We start from the raw sequence: 15,233 nt of genomic DNA on the forward strand, positions 1-15,233 counted from the left end.
TTTATTATTAAGCGGCAGGCGTTGGAAACAGGGTGCTTAACACTGGGACAATCAGGCGAAACGTCTTGTACCTCTACATTGAGACACTGAAACAGAGACTGGATGCTATTAACCAGCTGCGCGTTGATCGTGCACTGGCTGCCATGGGACCTGCTTTCCAGCAAGTCTACAGTCTGCTGCCAACATTATTGCACTACCATCATCCGCTGATGCCGGGCTACCTCGAAGGTAGCGTTCCGCATGGCGTTTGCTTCTACACGCCCGATGAAAATCAGCAGCAGCTGCTGCAAAATTTAGCGAGCGGCCAGCCGCTTGACCTCAGCAGCAGCGTGAAAGGCGAACGTCCGATCACCGGCATTTACTCCATGGGCAGTACCTCGTCCGTGGGGCAAAACAGCATCTCCGATCTCGACATCTGGGTATGCCATCAATCCTGGCTGGATAATGAAGAGCGCCTCAATCTGCAGCGCAAGTGTACGCTGTTGCAGAAATGGTGTGTGTCAATGGGTGTGGAAGTGAGCTTCTTCCTGATTGACGAGAACCGTTTCCGCCATAACGAAAGCGGCAGCCTTGGCGGTGAAGACTGCGGTTCCACCCAACATATTTTGCTGCTGGATGAGTTCTATCGCACCGCGGTGCGGATGGCCGGTAAACGCATCCTGTGGAACATGGTGCCGGGCGAAGAAGAACACCATTACGACGATTACGTCATGTCACTCTATTCTCAGGGCGTGCTCACGCCGAATGAGTGGCTGGATCTCGGCGGCCTTGGCACGCTGTCGGCGGAAGAGTACTTCGGTGCCAGTTTGTGGCAGCTATATAAAAGTATCGATTCGCCGTATAAAGCGGTGCTGAAAACCCTACTGCTGGAAGCCTACAGTTGGGAATATCCCAACACGCAATTGCTTTCGATGGATATCAAACAGCGCCTGCACGATGGCGAAATTGTCTGCTTCGGTCTTGATCCCTATTGCATGATGCTGGAGCGCGTAACGCGCTACCTCACCAGCGTTGATGATATGGCGCGCCTCGATTTAGTGCGTCGATGTTTCTACTTAAAAGTGTGTGAAAAGCTCTCCAGCGAAGATCATCATCATCAGCGCACGGGCTGGCGTCGCGAGATCCTTTCGCAGCTGGTGAAAGAGTGGGGCTGGGATGAAGAGAAGTTAGCGGTACTGGATAACCGCGCAGAGTGGAAAATCGAACGGGTACGCGAAGCGCACAATGAGTTGCTGGATGCGATGATGCAAAGTTATCGCAACCTGATCCGCTTTGCGCGCCGTAACAATTTAAGCGTCAGTGCCAGCCCGCAGGATATCGGCGTGCTGACGCGTAAACTGTATGCCGCATTTGAGGCGTTGCCGGGTAAGGTGACGCTGGTGAACCCCCAGATCTCGCCGGATCTCTCGGAAGAAAATCTCACCTTTATTCATGTCCCGGCGGGCCGCGCGAATCGTGCTGGATGGTATCTGTATAACCAGGCCCCCGACATGAGTTCCATCATCAGCCATCAGCCGCTGGAATATAACCGCTACCTGAACAAGCTGGTGGCGTGGGCGTGGTTCAACGGTTTACTCACCAGCAAAACGCGCCTGCATATGAAAGGCAACGATCTGTGCGATTTGCCACGTCTGCAGGAGCTGGTCAATGACGTGTCGAGCCACTTCCCGCTGCGCGTGCCGGCACCCACGCCGAAAGCACTCTATAGCCCGTGTGAAATCCGTCACCTGGCGATTATCGTCAATCTGGAACACGATCCCACCTCGGCATTCCGCAATCAGGTGGTGCATTTTGATTTCCGTAAGCTGGACGTATTCAGCTTTGGTCAGCAGCAGCAATGCCTGATTGGCAGTATCGATCTGCTGTATCGCAACTCGTGGAATGAAGTGCGCACGCTGCACTTCAGCGGCGAGCAGGCGATGATTGAAGCGCTGAAAACCATCCTCGGTAAAATGCATCAGGATGCGGCGCCGCCGGATACGGTAGAAGTGTTCTGCTACAGCCAGCATCTGCGCGGCTTAATCCGCACTCGTGTGCAGCAGCTGGTTTCAGAATGTATTGAGCTGCGTTTATCCAGCACGCGTCAGGAACCTGGCCGCTTCAAAGCGTTACGCATGGCGGGGCAAACCTGGGGCTTATTCTTTGAACGGATGAGCGTCTCCGTGCAGAAGCTGGAAAACGCCGTTGAATTCTATGGTGCGATTTCCAATAACAAGCTGCACGGTTTGTCGATCAAAGTGGAATCGAATCAGACGCCGCTGCCGCCGGTGGTAAACGGCTATGCCAGCGAGGGCATCATTCAGTTCTTCTTTGAAGACACCACAGACGATCGCGGCTTCAATATCTATATCCTCGACGAAACCAATCGCGTTGAGGTTTATCATCACTGCGAAGGCAGTAAAGAAGAGCTGGTGCGTGACGTGAGCCGTTTCTACTCTTCATCCCACGATCGCTTTACCTACGGCTCAAGCTTTATCAACTTTAACTTGCCGCAGTTCTACCAAATTGTGAACACGGGTGAGCGATTCCAGGTGATTCCGTTCCGCAGCCAAACGTTAACGCAGCTCTGCGCTACGCAGCCTGATAACGATAACGGCGATTTCCAGCCGCGTTACCAAATGCATTGATCCCGCCCGCGTTCGCGCGGTGGGATACGCTCTAACTCTGACCTGCTGCTGGAATTGCGGCTATTTCCTGTTGCTTTTACAACGTCAACTGCGATGATAAGCAACCATGGCTTAAGGACAGAAGAGCAGACAGAATGATACGAGCGATAAGTCAGCTGGGTATGGCGCTGGCACTGGTTAGCCTGGTAGGCTGTGGCCTGAAAGGACCGTTGTATTTCCCGCCAAAAGATCAACCCAACAAGCCTCATCAGCAGGTCACCGAGCAGCAGCAGAAAGCTTCTCAGGATGCTGATGTGGGTGGCCTGGTCACCAGCAAGCCTGGTTCGCAGGCAAACTAAACTCTATGAGTAATCCGGCGGAGCAGAAAATGCAGTTCTCAAAAATGCACGGTCTCGGCAACGACTTTATGGTTGTGGATGCCGTGACGCAAAACGTCTTTTTTTCGCCGGAACTGATTCGCCGCCTGGCGGACAGACATCTGGGGATCGGTTTCGATCAGCTGCTGATCGTCGAGCCACCTTACGATCCGGACCTCGATTTCCACTACCGCATTTTCAACGCCGATGGCAGCGAAGTCGCGCAGTGTGGCAACGGCGCGCGCTGTTTTGCCCGCTTTGTGCGCCTGAAAGGATTGACCAACAAAAGCGACATCCGCGTCAGTACGCAAACCGGTCGCATGGTGCTTAGCGTTACCAACGATGAGCTGGTGCGTGTGAATATGGGGCAACCTAATTTCGAACCGCAAAGCGTGCCGTTACGCGCAAATAAAGCTGAGAACCTTTATTTACAACGCGTTGCCGAACAAACCGTGATGTTTGGTGCGGTGTCGATGGGCAATCCACACTGTGTGATTCAGGTGGAAAGCGTGAAAACTGCGCAGGTAGAAACGCTGGGCCCGGAGCTGGAAAGCCATGAGCGTTTTCCCGAACGCGTTAATGTCGGCTTTATGGAAGTGATTCATCGCGAGCACATCCGTCTGCGCGTGTATGAACGCGGCGCGGGTGAAACGCAGGCGTGCGGTAGCGGCGCCTGTGCGGCGGTTGCCTGCGGCATTCAGCAAGGTATTTTGGCCGAGAATGTGCGCGTCGATCTGCCTGGCGGAACGCTGCATATCGCCTGGAAAGGGGAAGGGCAGCCGCTGTTTATGACCGGTCCCGCCACACACGTCTACGATGGGTTTATTCATCTATGAAAAATGTCGAAGAGCAGACCGAAAGCGAGGTTTTGCTGGACGATCAATCGGTAAGCGCATTTCTGCGTCACAACCCCGATTTCTTTATTCGCAATGCACGCCAGGTCGAACAGATGATGGTGCCGCATCCGGTACGCGGCAGCGTTTCGCTGGTGGAGTGGCATATGGCGCGACAGCGCAACCACATCCAGCAGTTGGAAGAGGAGATCACGCTGCTGATGGAGCAGGCCACGGCCAACCATCAGCTGTTTGATCGTCTGCTGACGCTGCAAGGCCATCTTGCCGCGGCAGACAGCCTGCAAGAGATGCTGACGCGTTTGCATCGCTGGGCACGCGAGCTGGGCCTGGCGGGCGCACATGTACGCGTGTTCAACGACAAGTGGCACATTGGCGCACCTTCAGATTTCACCCAACTCGGCTTGTCCCGTCAGGCGTTTGAGCCGCTGCGTATTCAGCGCTTTGGCGACGATCAGCACTATCTCGGCAGTCTGAATGGTCCGGAGCTATTACTGCTGTTGCCGCAGGCCAAAGCGATTGGTTCGGTGGCGATGTCGCTGATGGGTGAGCACGGCGAGCTCGGCGTGCTGATGTTTACCAGCCGCGATAACCAGCATTATCAGGCGGGCATGGGCACGCTGCTGCTACAGCATCTGGCGCAAATGCTGCCGGATCTGCTGTCGCGCTGGATTGAACGCGCATGAGTAGCGTCAGTCCGCTGCTGCCAGCCGTGGATGACTTTCTGCGTTATCTGAAAGTTGAACGCCAGCTCAGTCCGCTGACGCAAAAGAATTACCAACGGCAGTTGCAGGCCATTATCGACATGGCCGATGACATGAAGTTGACCAGTTGGGCGCAGCTCGAACCCGCGCAGGTGCGCACCCTGGCGGCACGCAGCCGTCGCGGCGGTTTGGGGCCTAGCAGTCTGGCATTGCGCATGTCGGCGCTGCGCAGCTTTCTCGACTGGCAAGTTCATCAGGGCATGTTGACCGCCAATCCCGCCAAAGGGATTTCCACGCCGCGTAACGCACGCCATCTTCCGAAGAACATGGACGTTGATGAAGTAAACCAGCTGCTGGAGATCGACCTTAACGATCCGCTGGCGGTGCGCGACCGCGCGATGCTGGAAACCATGTACGGCGGCGGGTTGCGTTTGTCAGAGCTGGTGAATATTGACTGTCGCCATATGGATTTGGAAGCCGGCGAAGTGCGGGTGCTGGGTAAAGGCAGCAAAGAGCGCCGGGTGCCGATTGGTGGCACGGCGGTGACGTGGATTCAGCACTGGCTGCCGCTGCGCGCGAGTTTTGCGCCGCAGGATGATGCGCTGTTTGTCTCCAGTCGCGGCAGCCGGATCTCGACGCGCAACGTGCAGAAGCGCTTTGCCGAATGGGGCATTAAGCAGGGCGTTGCCAGCCATATTCATCCGCATAAACTGCGCCACTCTTTTGCCACGCACCTGCTGGAATCGAGCGGCGATTTGCGCGCGGTGCAGGAGCTGCTTGGCCACGCCAATCTGGCGACCACGCAAATCTATACCCATCTGGATTTCCAGCATCTGGCGACGGTTTACGATGCGGCCCATCCGCGTGCCAAACGAGGAAAGTCTTAATGAAGTTTTATCGTCCGCTCGGCCCGATCAAAGCGATCACCTTTGATCTCGACGACACGCTGTACGACAACCATCCAGTGATCCGCAAAACCACGGCCGAATCGCACGCCGCCTTGCAGGCCTACCATCCGGCGCTGCGCGAGTTTACCCAGGCGGATTATCAGGCGCTGCGTAATGAGTTGCTGGCGCGCGAGCCGGAGATTTATCACGACGTGTCTGAATGGCGTCGCCGCTCGGTGGAGCTGGCGCTGCTCAATGTGGGTTTATCTGCAACGGAAGCAACCACCGGTGCCAGCGAAGTGATGAGCGTATTCCATCACTGGCGCAGCGAAGTCGCTATGCCTGACGAGACGCATCAAACGTTGACGTGGCTGGGCGAGCGCGTACCGCTGGTGGCGATCACTAACGGCAATGCCTGTCCGGAAAAGCTCGGCATCGATCACTACTTCCAGTTCGCGCTGCGAGCCGGTCCGCACGGCCGCGCTAAGCCGTGGCAGGACATGTATCACCTCGCGGCGCAGCGTTTGAACATCGCGCCTGAGCACATTCTGCATGTGGGAGACGATCTCACCACCGATGTCGCCGGTTCGCTGCGTGCCGGCATGCAAGCCTGCTGGATTAACCTGCGCGCAGGCAATCTGATGAAAATTGATGATGCGCGTTTGCTGCCGCACGTTGAAATTGATCGGTTGGCATCTCTGACCTCGCTGCTATAATAGCTGTAAATTTATCCAGTCGTATCCATCATCATTCGACTTGACGCTGCGTTGGCTGCGCGTGCTCACCCCGGTCATTTACTTATGTAAACTCCCGGGGATTCACACACTTGCCGCCTTGCGGCAAGCCGAATGATTTTGGATATGTATCTCAATTCTTAAAACGGTGCTTATGGACGTTTCTGAACTGCTTGACGGCTTGAATGACAAACAGCGCGAGGCGGTCGCCGCACCGCGTAGCAACCTGCTGGTGCTGGCCGGAGCAGGCAGTGGCAAAACCCGTGTGCTGGTACATCGCATCGCCTGGCTGCTGTCGGTAGAGAATTGTTCACCCTATTCGATTATGGCGGTGACCTTTACCAACAAAGCGGCAGCGGAGATGCGCCACCGTATCGATCAGCTGATCGGCACCAGCCAGGGCGGCATGTGGATTGGTACCTTCCACGGCCTGGCGCACCGTTTACTGCGCGCGCATCATCTTGATGCCGGTCTGCCGCAGGATTTCCAGATTCTCGACAGCGACGATCAGCTGCGCCTGCTCAAACGCTTGATCAAAGCCATGAACCTTGATGAGAAACAGTGGCCTGCGCGTCAGGGCATGTGGTACATCAACGGCAAAAAAGATGAAGGTCTGCGGCCAAAACATATCGAAAGCTACGGCAATCCGGTGGAGCAAACCTGGCTGCGTATCTATCAGGCGTATCAGGAAGCCTGCGATCGCGCCGGGTTAGTGGATTTCGCCGAGCTGCTGCTGCGCGCCCACGAATTGTGGCTTAACAAGCCGCATATCCTGAACCATTACCGCGAGCGTTTCAGTAACGTGCTGGTGGATGAATTCCAGGATACCAACAACATTCAGTACGCGTGGATTCGCATGCTGGCGGGCGACACTGGCCGCGTGATCATCGTCGGCGATGACGATCAGTCGATTTACGGCTGGCGCGGTGCGCAGGTAGAGAACATCCAGCGCTTCCTGCAGGACTTCCCTGGCGCAGAAACCATCCGTCTGGAGCAGAACTATCGCTCGACCAACAACATTCTGAAAGCCGCGAACACGCTGATTGCCAATAACAATGGCCGCCTCGGCAAAGAGCTGTGGACTGACGGCAGCGACGGCGAAAAGATCTCACTCTACTGCGCATTCAACGAGTTAGACGAAGCGCGCTTCGTGGTGAATCGCATCAAGAGCTGGCATGAGAACGGCAACGCGCTGCAGGATTGCGCCATTCTCTACCGCAGCAACGCCCAATCACGCGTGCTGGAAGAGGCGCTGCTGCAAGGCAGCATGCCGTACCGTATTTATGGCGGCATGCGCTTCTTCGAACGTCAGGAGATCAAAGACGCGCTGGCCTATCTGCGTTTGATGGCCAATCGCAATGACGATGCGGCGTTTGAACGTGTGGTGAATACGCCGGTGCGCGGCGTGGGCGATCGCACGCTGGACGTGGTACGCCAGACCGCGCGCGAACAACAACTGACAATGTGGCAGGCAACGCGCGAGCTGTTACAGAACAAAGCGTTAGCCGGCCGCGCCGCATCGGCGCTGCAACGCTTCTGCGAACTGGTGGATTCACTGGCCACCGAAACCGCCGAAATGCCGCTGCATGTGCAAACCGATCGGGTGATCAAAGACTCCGGTTTGTGGGTAATGTACGAGCAGGAGAAGGGCGAGAAAGGCCAGGCGCGTATCGAAAACCTTGAGGAACTGGTAACGGCCACGCGCCAGTTCAGCTATCAGGATGAAGACGAAGATTTGATGCCGCTGCAGGCGTTCTTGTCACATGCGGCGCTGGAAGCGGGCGAAGGTCAGGCCGACAAGTGGCAGGACGCGGTGCAGCTGATGACCATGCACTCGGCGAAAGGACTGGAGTTCAGCCAGGTGTTTATCGTCGGCATGGAAGAGGGCATGTTCCCGAGCCAGATGTCGCTGGATGAAGGCGGGCGTTTGGAAGAGGAGCGTCGTCTGGCTTACGTTGGCGTGACGCGCGCGATGGTGAAGCTCACGCTAACCTACGCGGAAAGCCGTCGCCTTTATGGTAAGGAAGTGTATCACCGCCCCTCACGTTTTATCGGCGAGCTGCCGGAGGAGTGCGTGGAAGAGGTACGCTTGCGCGCCAGCGTCAGTCGTCCAGTTAGCCATCAGCGCATGGGCACGCCGATTGCGCAAAACGATAGCGGCTTCACGCTCGGCCAGCGCGTGCGTCACGCCAAGTTTGGCGAAGGCACCATTATCAACCTCGAAGGCAGCGGTGAACACAGCCGCCTGCAGGTGGCGTTTCAGGGCCAGGGCATTAAGTGGCTGGTGGCGGCTTACGCCCGTCTGGAAACGGTGTAGCGCGGTTGCGCTACCTTGACGACTTTTTCGTCTCAGCGTAACATGCGCGCACTATTATCATGAGAGGACAATGCCTTGGACGCGCCCAGTCGATGCTGGCTCAATCACCTGTTTAACAGGAACTCCTAAGGTTACCTCTTTTAGCTGGTAGCCTTAGCGGTTATCAGCGACCTCCCTTTTTTACTCTCGTCGCATGAGTTAGCACTGATTTACCCTTGAAGCGAAAGTTTCCGTGTTCAGGCTTCGCCGTGCCCGCTATAAACAGTGGTTCACCGCCTTGTCCCATTCCAAAAAAATGGGGAGTTATTGCTATGCTGAGCGCATTTAAACTCGATCGTAATCGCCTGACGCGCATCGAGCTGGAAGAAGATAACGACAAACTCAACACGTCGGTGTGGGTCGATTTGATCGAGCCCGACGACAGCGAACGCGATCGCGTGCAGTGTGAACTCGGCCAGAGCCTGGCGACGCGTCCGGAGCTGGAAGACATCGAAGCCTCGGCGCGTTTCTTCGAAGATGAAGACGGCCTGCACATTCACTCCTTCTTCTTCTTTGAAGATGCGGAAGACCACGCGGGCAACTCCACTGTGGCATTTACCATCCGTGAAGATCGCCTCTACACGCTGCGCGAGCGCGAATTGCCAGCCTTCCGCCTCTATCGCATGCGTGCGCGCAACCAGACGCTGACCGATGGCAATGCCTATGAACTGCTGCTGGATCTGTTCGAAACCAAAATCGAGCAGCTGGCGGATGAGATCGAGAACATTTATAGCGCGCTGGAGAAACTCAGCCGCGTGATCATGGAAGGCCAGCAGGGCGAAGAGTACGATCAGGCGCTGTCACGTTTGGCAGAGCTGGAAGATATCGGCTGGAAAGTGCGTTTGTGCCTGATGGATACCCAGCGCGCGCTCAACTTCCTGGTGCGCAAGGCGCGCCTGCCGAGCAACCAGCTGGAGCAGGCGCGTGAAATCCTGCGCGATATCGAATCACTGCTGCCGCATAACGAATCGCTGTTCCAGAAGGTGAACTTCCTGATGCAGGCGGCGATGGGCTTCATCAACATCGAGCAGAACCGTATCATCAAGATCTTCTCGGTGGTTTCGGTGGTGTTCTTGCCGCCAACGCTGGTGGCATCAAGCTACGGTATGAACTTTGAGTTTATGCCAGAACTGAAATGGAGCTTTGGTTATCCGGGGGCGATTACTTTAATGATCCTCGCCGGGCTGGCGCCTTATCTCTATTTCAAGCGTAAGAACTGGTTGTAACCTGCCGAATATCTCGGTCGTCATGAATGACGACCCTACAAAATCGCTCCTGAAAACGTAGGGTCGCCATTTATGGCGACCGGAAAGCGCTTAAGCGATTAACATTAGCCCATAAACTAGCGCTGTTCCCCATTTCTGCGTAACCTGTTGGTTCTGTTTTCTTTCTGATTCCACCTTATGGCGCGCTTCTCCCTGCGACTTCAGTGGACCCTTCTGCTGATTGCATCGTTAGTACTGGGGATTATTCTCCAGTTGTTCCACCTTCCTGCGGCCTTGCTGCTTGGTCCGATGATCGTCGGCACCATCATGGGATTATCCGGCGCAACGGTGCGCATCGATAAACGTTTCTTCGTGCTGGCACAGGCGGTGCTGGGCTGCATGATCGGCCAAAGCTTATCGCCGGGAATTCTCACTCCGCTCATTCAGGATTGGCCGGTGGTACTGGCGGTGCTGGTATTGACCCTGGCAGCTAGCGGGCTATCGGGTTTTCTGCTGGTGCGCTTCAGTCATTTGCCCGGACCCACCGGCGCATGGGGATCGTCGCCCGGCGGCGCCTCGGCGATGGTGGCGATGGCCGGTGATTTCGGTGCTGATGTGCGGTTAGTCGCCTTTATGCAGTATTTGCGCGTGCTGTTTGTCGCCACGGCAGCCGCGGTGGTGGCGCGTATTGGATTAGGTTCCAGTGGCGGCACCGTGGATCTGGTGTGGTTTCCCGCGCTGCAGAGCAGTTTCCTGCTAACGCTGGTGGTCATGGTGGCCGGTGCATGGCTCGGTCAGAAGCTGCGTATTCCTTCTGGGGCATTGCTGCTGCCGGCGCTGATTGGCGCGATACTGCACGGCACCGATGTGGCCACCTTGCAGGTGCCGGAGTGGTTGCTGGCGCTGGCCTATTCGCTAATTGGCTGGAGCGTGGGATTACGCTTTACTCGCCCCATCTTCCTATTGGCGCTGCGCACGCTGCCGCAAATGCTGGTGTCGATTTTTGGTTTGATGCTGTTGTGTGGCGGATTAGCCTGGATGTTGACGCGCGTGCTGCACGTCGATCTGATGACCGCATACCTGGCAACCAGCCCTGGCGGGCTGGATACCGTGGCGATTATTGCGGCGGGCACGCGGGTCGATATCGCTTTTGTGATGGCACTACAGACACTTCGTCTGTTCACCATCCTGCTTACCGGTCCGGCGCTGGCGCGTTTTATTTCACGCTACGCGCACGCGCGTACGCGCTGAAAATACCACCGCATCAACAATGAAAACGGCAAGAGCCAGCCAGATAAAGCCGAAGGTCACCATTTTGTCCGGCGTCAGGCTCTCACCGTAGAAGATGACCGCCAGCAGGAACATCAGCGTCGGGCCAAGATACTGGAAGAACCCCACGGTGGATAAACGCAGACGCGCGCAGGCTGCGGCAAACAGCATCAGCGGAATAGTGGTGATAATGCCTGCCGCGACAAGCTTGAGATTCAGGCTCATGGCGTTCGCACTGAGATGGCTGGTGGCGCTGTCAGCGAAGCCAAACAGATAAATTGCCGCGAGTGGAAACAGCCACAGCGTCTCGATCAGCATGCCGCTTTGCGCATCAACCTGAATCTTTTTGCGCACTAAACCATATAAGGCAAAACTGAACGCCAGTCCCAGACCGATAATCGGCAGCGAACCGAATTGCCACAGCTGCACCAGCACGCCGGTTGTCGCCAGCAACACCGCCAGCCACTGCAAGCGACGGAAGCGCTCACGCAGGAATAGCATGCCAAACACCACATTAATCAGCGGGTTGATAAAGTAACCAAGGCTGGCTTCCAGCATATGCTGATTGTTTACCGCCCAGATAAACAGCAGCCAGTTGCCGCCAATGGTCACGGCGGTGAGAGCGAGCAGCAGCACTTTTTTCGGTTGCGCAAGCACGCTGCGCACCTGGGGCCAATTGCGGGTTAAAGTGATCAGTACCAGCATAAACAGCGCGGACCAAATCACGCGATGCGTCATAATTTCGGTGGCGGGGACCTCTTTTACCAGCTTGAAATAGGCCGGCGCGATGCCCCAAATAAAGTAAGCGCCAAGCGCGTAGCCAATACCCTGGCGAGTTTGTTGCGTATCCATCATCACATCCAAAAAGTGGCGATCAGCCAATCATATATGTTGCGGTAGCGGTAGCGATGTAATCGCCCTGCTGATTGTGTAATTCGACGCGCGCCACAGCGACTTTATTACCGCCGCGCAGCAGGCTGCTGGTGGCGATAAAGCGTTCGCCGCGGCCGGGACGCAGATAATCGACACGCATATCAATGGTGCCCATGCGTGACAAGCGCTGGCGCAGTTCGTCCTCGGTAATGCTGTCCTGACGCGTAAGCGCATAGCTGACACACACCAGTCCGGCGGCAACATCCAGCACTGAGGCAATGACGCCACCGTGCAGAATCTGCTGCGCCGCATTGCCCACCAGCATGGTTTTATTGGCAAAACCGAGCTCAGCGTAATCCGCTTCCAGCCGATCCAGCTCTAATCCCAGCGCCTGATTGAAAGGCATGTGATAAACAAATATTTCGCCAATCAGACGGCGCGCTTCCTGTTGTGTTAGCAACGGGGATGACATAGTTCCTGCCTTAAAATGTTAAAGAGTTGTGTATATTATGCCGCGTTCGCGCTGCTTTCCAGTTTCGGAAATCGGCACTGATCATCCGCTGGATTTGCGTGTAGAATGGCCTGCTTTTTGAACCGTCCATTGACGATCACGACACGCAGTTCCCTGGAGAATTCTATGCGTAAGCATTACGCCTTGCTGGCAGCGGCATTGATCCTTCCTGCCCTGGCGCAGGCTGAAGAAGCCACGATAAAAGAGGTTCATGATGCACCGGCAGTGAAGGGCAGCATTATCGCTAACCTGCTGGAAAAACACGATAACCCGTTCGTGCTTTATCCTTACGAAAACAATTACCTGCTTTACACCTACACCAGCGATATGAATAAAGAGGCCATCTCTTCCTATAACTGGGCCAATAAAGCGAAAAATGATGAAGTAAAATTCCAGCTCAGTCTGGCGTTTCCGCTGTGGCGCGGCATTTTAGGCGATAATTCGGTACTCGCCGCGTCCTATACTCAGCGTTCGTGGTGGCAGCTCTCTAACCGTGGCGCCTCATCACCGTTCCGTGAAACCAACTATGAGCCGCAAATTTTCCTCGGCTGGGCGACAGATTACACCTTCGCGGGCTGGACGCTGCGCGATGTGGAAACGGGCCTGAACCATGAGTCGAATGGCCGCAGCGATCCGACGTCACGCAGCTGGAACCGCGTTTACGCCCGCTTAATGGCAGAGAACGGCAACTTACTTGCTGAGATCAAACCCTGGTATCGTCTGCCAGAAAGTGAAAGCAATGACGATAATCCGGATATCACTAAATACATGGGTTACTACCGCGCCAAGCTCGGTTACATGATGGGCGACAGCATCTTCAGCGTGGAAGGCAACTACAACTGGAACAGCGGCTTCGGTGGCGCAACCTTCGCCTGGAGCTACCCAATCTCTGAACACGTGCGCTTTTACACGCAGGTCTTCAGCGGTTATGGTGAATCTTTGATCGACTATAACCATCGCCAGACCCGTCTTGGCGTGGGCGTGACGCTCAACGATTTGTTCTAACCAGCAAAAATACAGGATTACCGTGGCAACATCGGCAGTGCTTAATCAGGAAATGCTGGCGCAGCAGGTATTACAAGATACCTTCGGCTACCAGCAGTTCCGTCCCGGTCAGCAAAACATCATCGAAACCGCGCTTGCAGGGCGTGATTGTCTGGTGGTGATGCCAACCGGCGGCGGCAAATCGCTGTGCTATCAGATCCCGGCGCTGGTGCGTGAAGGATTGACGCTGGTGGTTTCACCGCTGATTTCACTGATGAAAGATCAGGTTGATCAGCTGCTGGCTAACGGTGTCGCGGCGGCGTGCCTCAACTCAACGCAAACGCGTGAACAGCAGCAGCAGGTTTTTGCGGATTGCCGTACCGGCAAGCTCAAGCTGCTGTACATTGCGCCTGAGCGACTGATGATGGATAACTTCCTCGACAGCCTGCATCAGTGGAATCCGGTGATGCTGGCTGTGGATGAGGCGCACTGTATTTCACAGTGGGGCCACGATTTCCGTCCGGAATATGGTTCGATTGGCCAGCTGCGTCAGCATTTCCCAGCGTTGCCGGTGATGGCATTAACCGCCACCGCTGATGAAACCACGCGTAACGACATCGTTCATCTGCTGCAGATGGACGATCCGCTGATTCAAATCAGCAGTTTTGACCGGCCAAATATTCGCTACACGCTGGTGGAGAAATTCAAACCCACCGAGCAGCTTCTGCGTTATGTGCAGGATCAGCGCGGCAAAAGCGGCATTATTTACTGTAACAGCCGCGCCAAAGTGGAAGACACCGCCGCGCGTCTGCAAAGCCGCGGCCTGAGCGTTGGCGCGTATCACGCCGGTATCGATAGTGCGCAGCGTGCCAGCGTGCAGGAAGCGTTTCAGCGTGACGATCTGCAAATTGTGGTCGCCACCGTGGCGTTTGGTATGGGCATCAACAAACCTAACGTGCGGTTTGTAGTGCACTTCGATATCCCGCGCAATATCGAATCCTATTATCAGGAAACCGGCCGCGCCGGACGTGATGGCCTGCCTGCCGAAGCGATGATGTTGTACGATCCAGCCGATATGGCGTGGCTGCGTAAATGTCTGGAAGAGAAAGTGCCCGGGCCGTTGCAGGATATTGAACGCCACAAGCTTAATGCGATGGGCGCGTTTGCGGAAGCACAAACCTGCCGTCGTTTGGTGCTGCTGAACTATTTTGGTGAAGGTCGCCAGCAGCAGTGCGATAACTGCGATATCTGCCTCGATCCGCCACGTCGCTACGACGGCCTGCTGGAAGCGCAAAAAGCGCTGTCGAGCATCTATCGTACCGGTCAGCGCTTTGGTATGGGCTATATTGTTGAGGTTTTGCGTGGGGCCAGCAATCAGCGTATCCGTGATAACGGCCACGATAAATTGCCGGTGTACGGTTTAGGCCGCGAGCACAGCCATGAACACTGGATTAGCGTGCTGCGTCAGTTGATCCACCTGGGCATGGTGACGCAAAACATCGCTATGCATTCGGCATTGCAACTTACGGAAGCCGCCCGCCCGGTACTGCGTGCCGAAGTGCCGCTGATGCTGGCGGTGCCGCGCATCGTAACGGTAAAAACGCGCAGCAGCAGTTCGCCAAAAGTGTATGGCGGTAATTACGATCGTAAGCTGTTCGCCAAGCTGCGTAAGCTGCGTAAGGCGATCGCCGATGAAGAGAACATTCCGCCTTACGTGGTGTTTAACGATGCCACGTTGATTGAAATGGCAGAACAAATGCCGATTAGCGCGTCAGAAATGCTCAGCGTGAATGGCGTCGGTCATCGCAAACTGGAGCGTTTTGGTAAGCCGTTCCTGGTGATGATTAAAGAACATGTTGATGAAGAATAAAGGAAA

At 55.7% G+C, this 15,233-nt stretch carries 13 protein-coding genes; 11 read left to right on the forward strand and 2 right to left on the reverse strand.

The genetic code is table 11. The features are described 5' to 3' along the window. Window positions 1-65: 65 nt before the first annotated feature. The 9 genes from AC07WB_RS00880 (at window position 66) to AC07WB_RS00920 (ending at window position 10,971) form a co-directional block, all read left to right on the forward strand. Window positions 66-2,627, forward strand: a complete 2,562-nt coding sequence (locus AC07WB_RS00880) for a class I adenylate cyclase (RefSeq protein ID WP_345827491.1) — start codon at window positions 66-68, stop codon at window positions 2,625-2,627. A gap of 134 nt (window positions 2,628-2,761) precedes the next feature. Continuing rightward, complete coding sequence (gene lptM, locus AC07WB_RS00885) at window positions 2,762-2,965, forward strand: LPS translocon maturation chaperone LptM (protein ID WP_097095348.1); 204 nt, start codon at window positions 2,762-2,764, stop codon at window positions 2,963-2,965. A gap of 29 nt (window positions 2,966-2,994) precedes the next feature. Beyond that, the gene (dapF, locus tag AC07WB_RS00890; RefSeq protein WP_097097610.1) at window positions 2,995-3,819 is read left to right on the forward strand and encodes a diaminopimelate epimerase; all 825 of its coding nucleotides are present in this window, start codon (window positions 2,995-2,997) and stop codon (window positions 3,817-3,819) included. Beyond that, window positions 3,816-4,520, forward strand: a complete 705-nt coding sequence (locus tag AC07WB_RS00895; protein ID WP_400458725.1) for a DUF484 domain-containing protein — start codon at window positions 3,816-3,818, stop codon at window positions 4,518-4,520. Before dapF ends, AC07WB_RS00895 begins: the two co-directional genes overlap by 4 nt. Next, window positions 4,517-5,425 carry a tyrosine recombinase XerC gene (gene xerC / locus AC07WB_RS00900; protein ID WP_097095346.1) on the forward strand — a complete coding sequence of 303 codons (909 nt, stop codon included), beginning with the start codon at window positions 4,517-4,519 and terminating at the stop codon, window positions 5,423-5,425. The genes AC07WB_RS00895 and xerC overlap by 4 nt, the downstream gene beginning before the upstream one ends. Next, window positions 5,425-6,141 carry a 5-amino-6-(5-phospho-D-ribitylamino)uracil phosphatase YigB gene (gene yigB, locus AC07WB_RS00905; protein ID WP_097095345.1) on the forward strand — a complete coding sequence of 239 codons (717 nt, stop codon included), beginning with the start codon at window positions 5,425-5,427 and terminating at the stop codon, window positions 6,139-6,141. The genes xerC and yigB overlap by 1 nt, the downstream gene beginning before the upstream one ends. A gap of 172 nt (window positions 6,142-6,313) precedes the next feature. Beyond that, the gene (gene uvrD, locus AC07WB_RS00910) at window positions 6,314-8,476 is read left to right on the forward strand and encodes a DNA helicase II (RefSeq protein ID WP_097095344.1); all 2,163 of its coding nucleotides are present in this window, start codon (window positions 6,314-6,316) and stop codon (window positions 8,474-8,476) included. Between the two features lie 311 nt (window positions 8,477-8,787). Further along, the gene (corA, locus tag AC07WB_RS00915; RefSeq protein WP_097095343.1) at window positions 8,788-9,741 is read left to right on the forward strand and encodes a magnesium/cobalt transporter CorA; all 954 of its coding nucleotides are present in this window, start codon (window positions 8,788-8,790) and stop codon (window positions 9,739-9,741) included. 177 nt (window positions 9,742-9,918) lie between these two features. Then, window positions 9,919-10,971, forward strand: a complete 1,053-nt coding sequence (locus tag AC07WB_RS00920) for an AbrB family transcriptional regulator (protein ID WP_494939893.1) — start codon at window positions 9,919-9,921, stop codon at window positions 10,969-10,971. On the opposite strand, the gene rarD is transcribed toward AC07WB_RS00920, so the two are convergent. Further along, on the reverse strand, window positions 10,942-11,841 hold the full coding sequence (gene rarD / locus AC07WB_RS00925; RefSeq protein WP_494939894.1) for an EamA family transporter RarD: 900 nt from the start codon (window positions 11,839-11,841) through the stop codon (window positions 10,942-10,944). The two genes, AC07WB_RS00920 and rarD, sit on opposite strands and share 30 nt — an antisense overlap. A gap of 22 nt (window positions 11,842-11,863) precedes the next feature. Beyond that, the gene (locus AC07WB_RS00930) at window positions 11,864-12,334 is read right to left on the reverse strand and encodes a thioesterase family protein (RefSeq protein ID WP_097095342.1); all 471 of its coding nucleotides are present in this window, start codon (window positions 12,332-12,334) and stop codon (window positions 11,864-11,866) included. Window positions 12,335-12,499: 165 nt separating this feature from the next. Between AC07WB_RS00930 and pldA the strand changes: the two genes are divergently transcribed. Then, window positions 12,500-13,378, forward strand: coding sequence for a phospholipase A (gene pldA / locus AC07WB_RS00935; protein ID WP_097095341.1), 879 nt, complete (start codon window positions 12,500-12,502; stop codon window positions 13,376-13,378). A gap of 22 nt (window positions 13,379-13,400) precedes the next feature. Continuing rightward, window positions 13,401-15,227, forward strand: coding sequence for an ATP-dependent DNA helicase RecQ (gene recQ, locus AC07WB_RS00940; protein ID WP_400458732.1), 1,827 nt, complete (start codon window positions 13,401-13,403; stop codon window positions 15,225-15,227). Window positions 15,228-15,233: the final 6 nt, after the last annotated feature.

This window comes from Pantoea sp. GW821-FHT03E06 (genome assembly GCF_059420725.1).

Excerpts from the sequence above, each read along its gene's own strand:
- lptM (WP_097095348.1), top strand. The coding sequence starts at position 2,762 with ATGATACGAGCGATAAGTCAGCTGGGTATGGCGCTGGCACTGGTTAGC.
- dapF (WP_097097610.1), top strand. The coding sequence starts at position 2,995 with ATGCAGTTCTCAAAAATGCACGGTCTCGGCAACGACTTTATGGTTGTG.
- AC07WB_RS00895 (WP_400458725.1), top strand. The coding sequence starts at position 3,816 with ATGAAAAATGTCGAAGAGCAGACCGAAAGCGAGGTTTTGCTGGACGAT.
- xerC (WP_097095346.1), top strand. The coding sequence starts at position 4,517 with ATGAGTAGCGTCAGTCCGCTGCTGCCAGCCGTGGATGACTTTCTGCGT.
- yigB (WP_097095345.1), top strand. The coding sequence starts at position 5,425 with ATGAAGTTTTATCGTCCGCTCGGCCCGATCAAAGCGATCACCTTTGAT.
- uvrD (WP_097095344.1), top strand. The coding sequence starts at position 6,314 with ATGGACGTTTCTGAACTGCTTGACGGCTTGAATGACAAACAGCGCGAG.
- corA (WP_097095343.1), top strand. The coding sequence starts at position 8,788 with ATGCTGAGCGCATTTAAACTCGATCGTAATCGCCTGACGCGCATCGAG.
- AC07WB_RS00920 (WP_494939893.1), top strand. The coding sequence starts at position 9,919 with ATGGCGCGCTTCTCCCTGCGACTTCAGTGGACCCTTCTGCTGATTGCA.
- rarD (WP_494939894.1), bottom strand. The coding sequence starts at position 11,841 with ATGGATACGCAACAAACTCGCCAGGGTATTGGCTACGCGCTTGGCGCT.
- AC07WB_RS00930 (WP_097095342.1), bottom strand. The coding sequence starts at position 12,334 with ATGTCATCCCCGTTGCTAACACAACAGGAAGCGCGCCGTCTGATTGGC.
- pldA (WP_097095341.1), top strand. The coding sequence starts at position 12,500 with ATGCGTAAGCATTACGCCTTGCTGGCAGCGGCATTGATCCTTCCTGCC.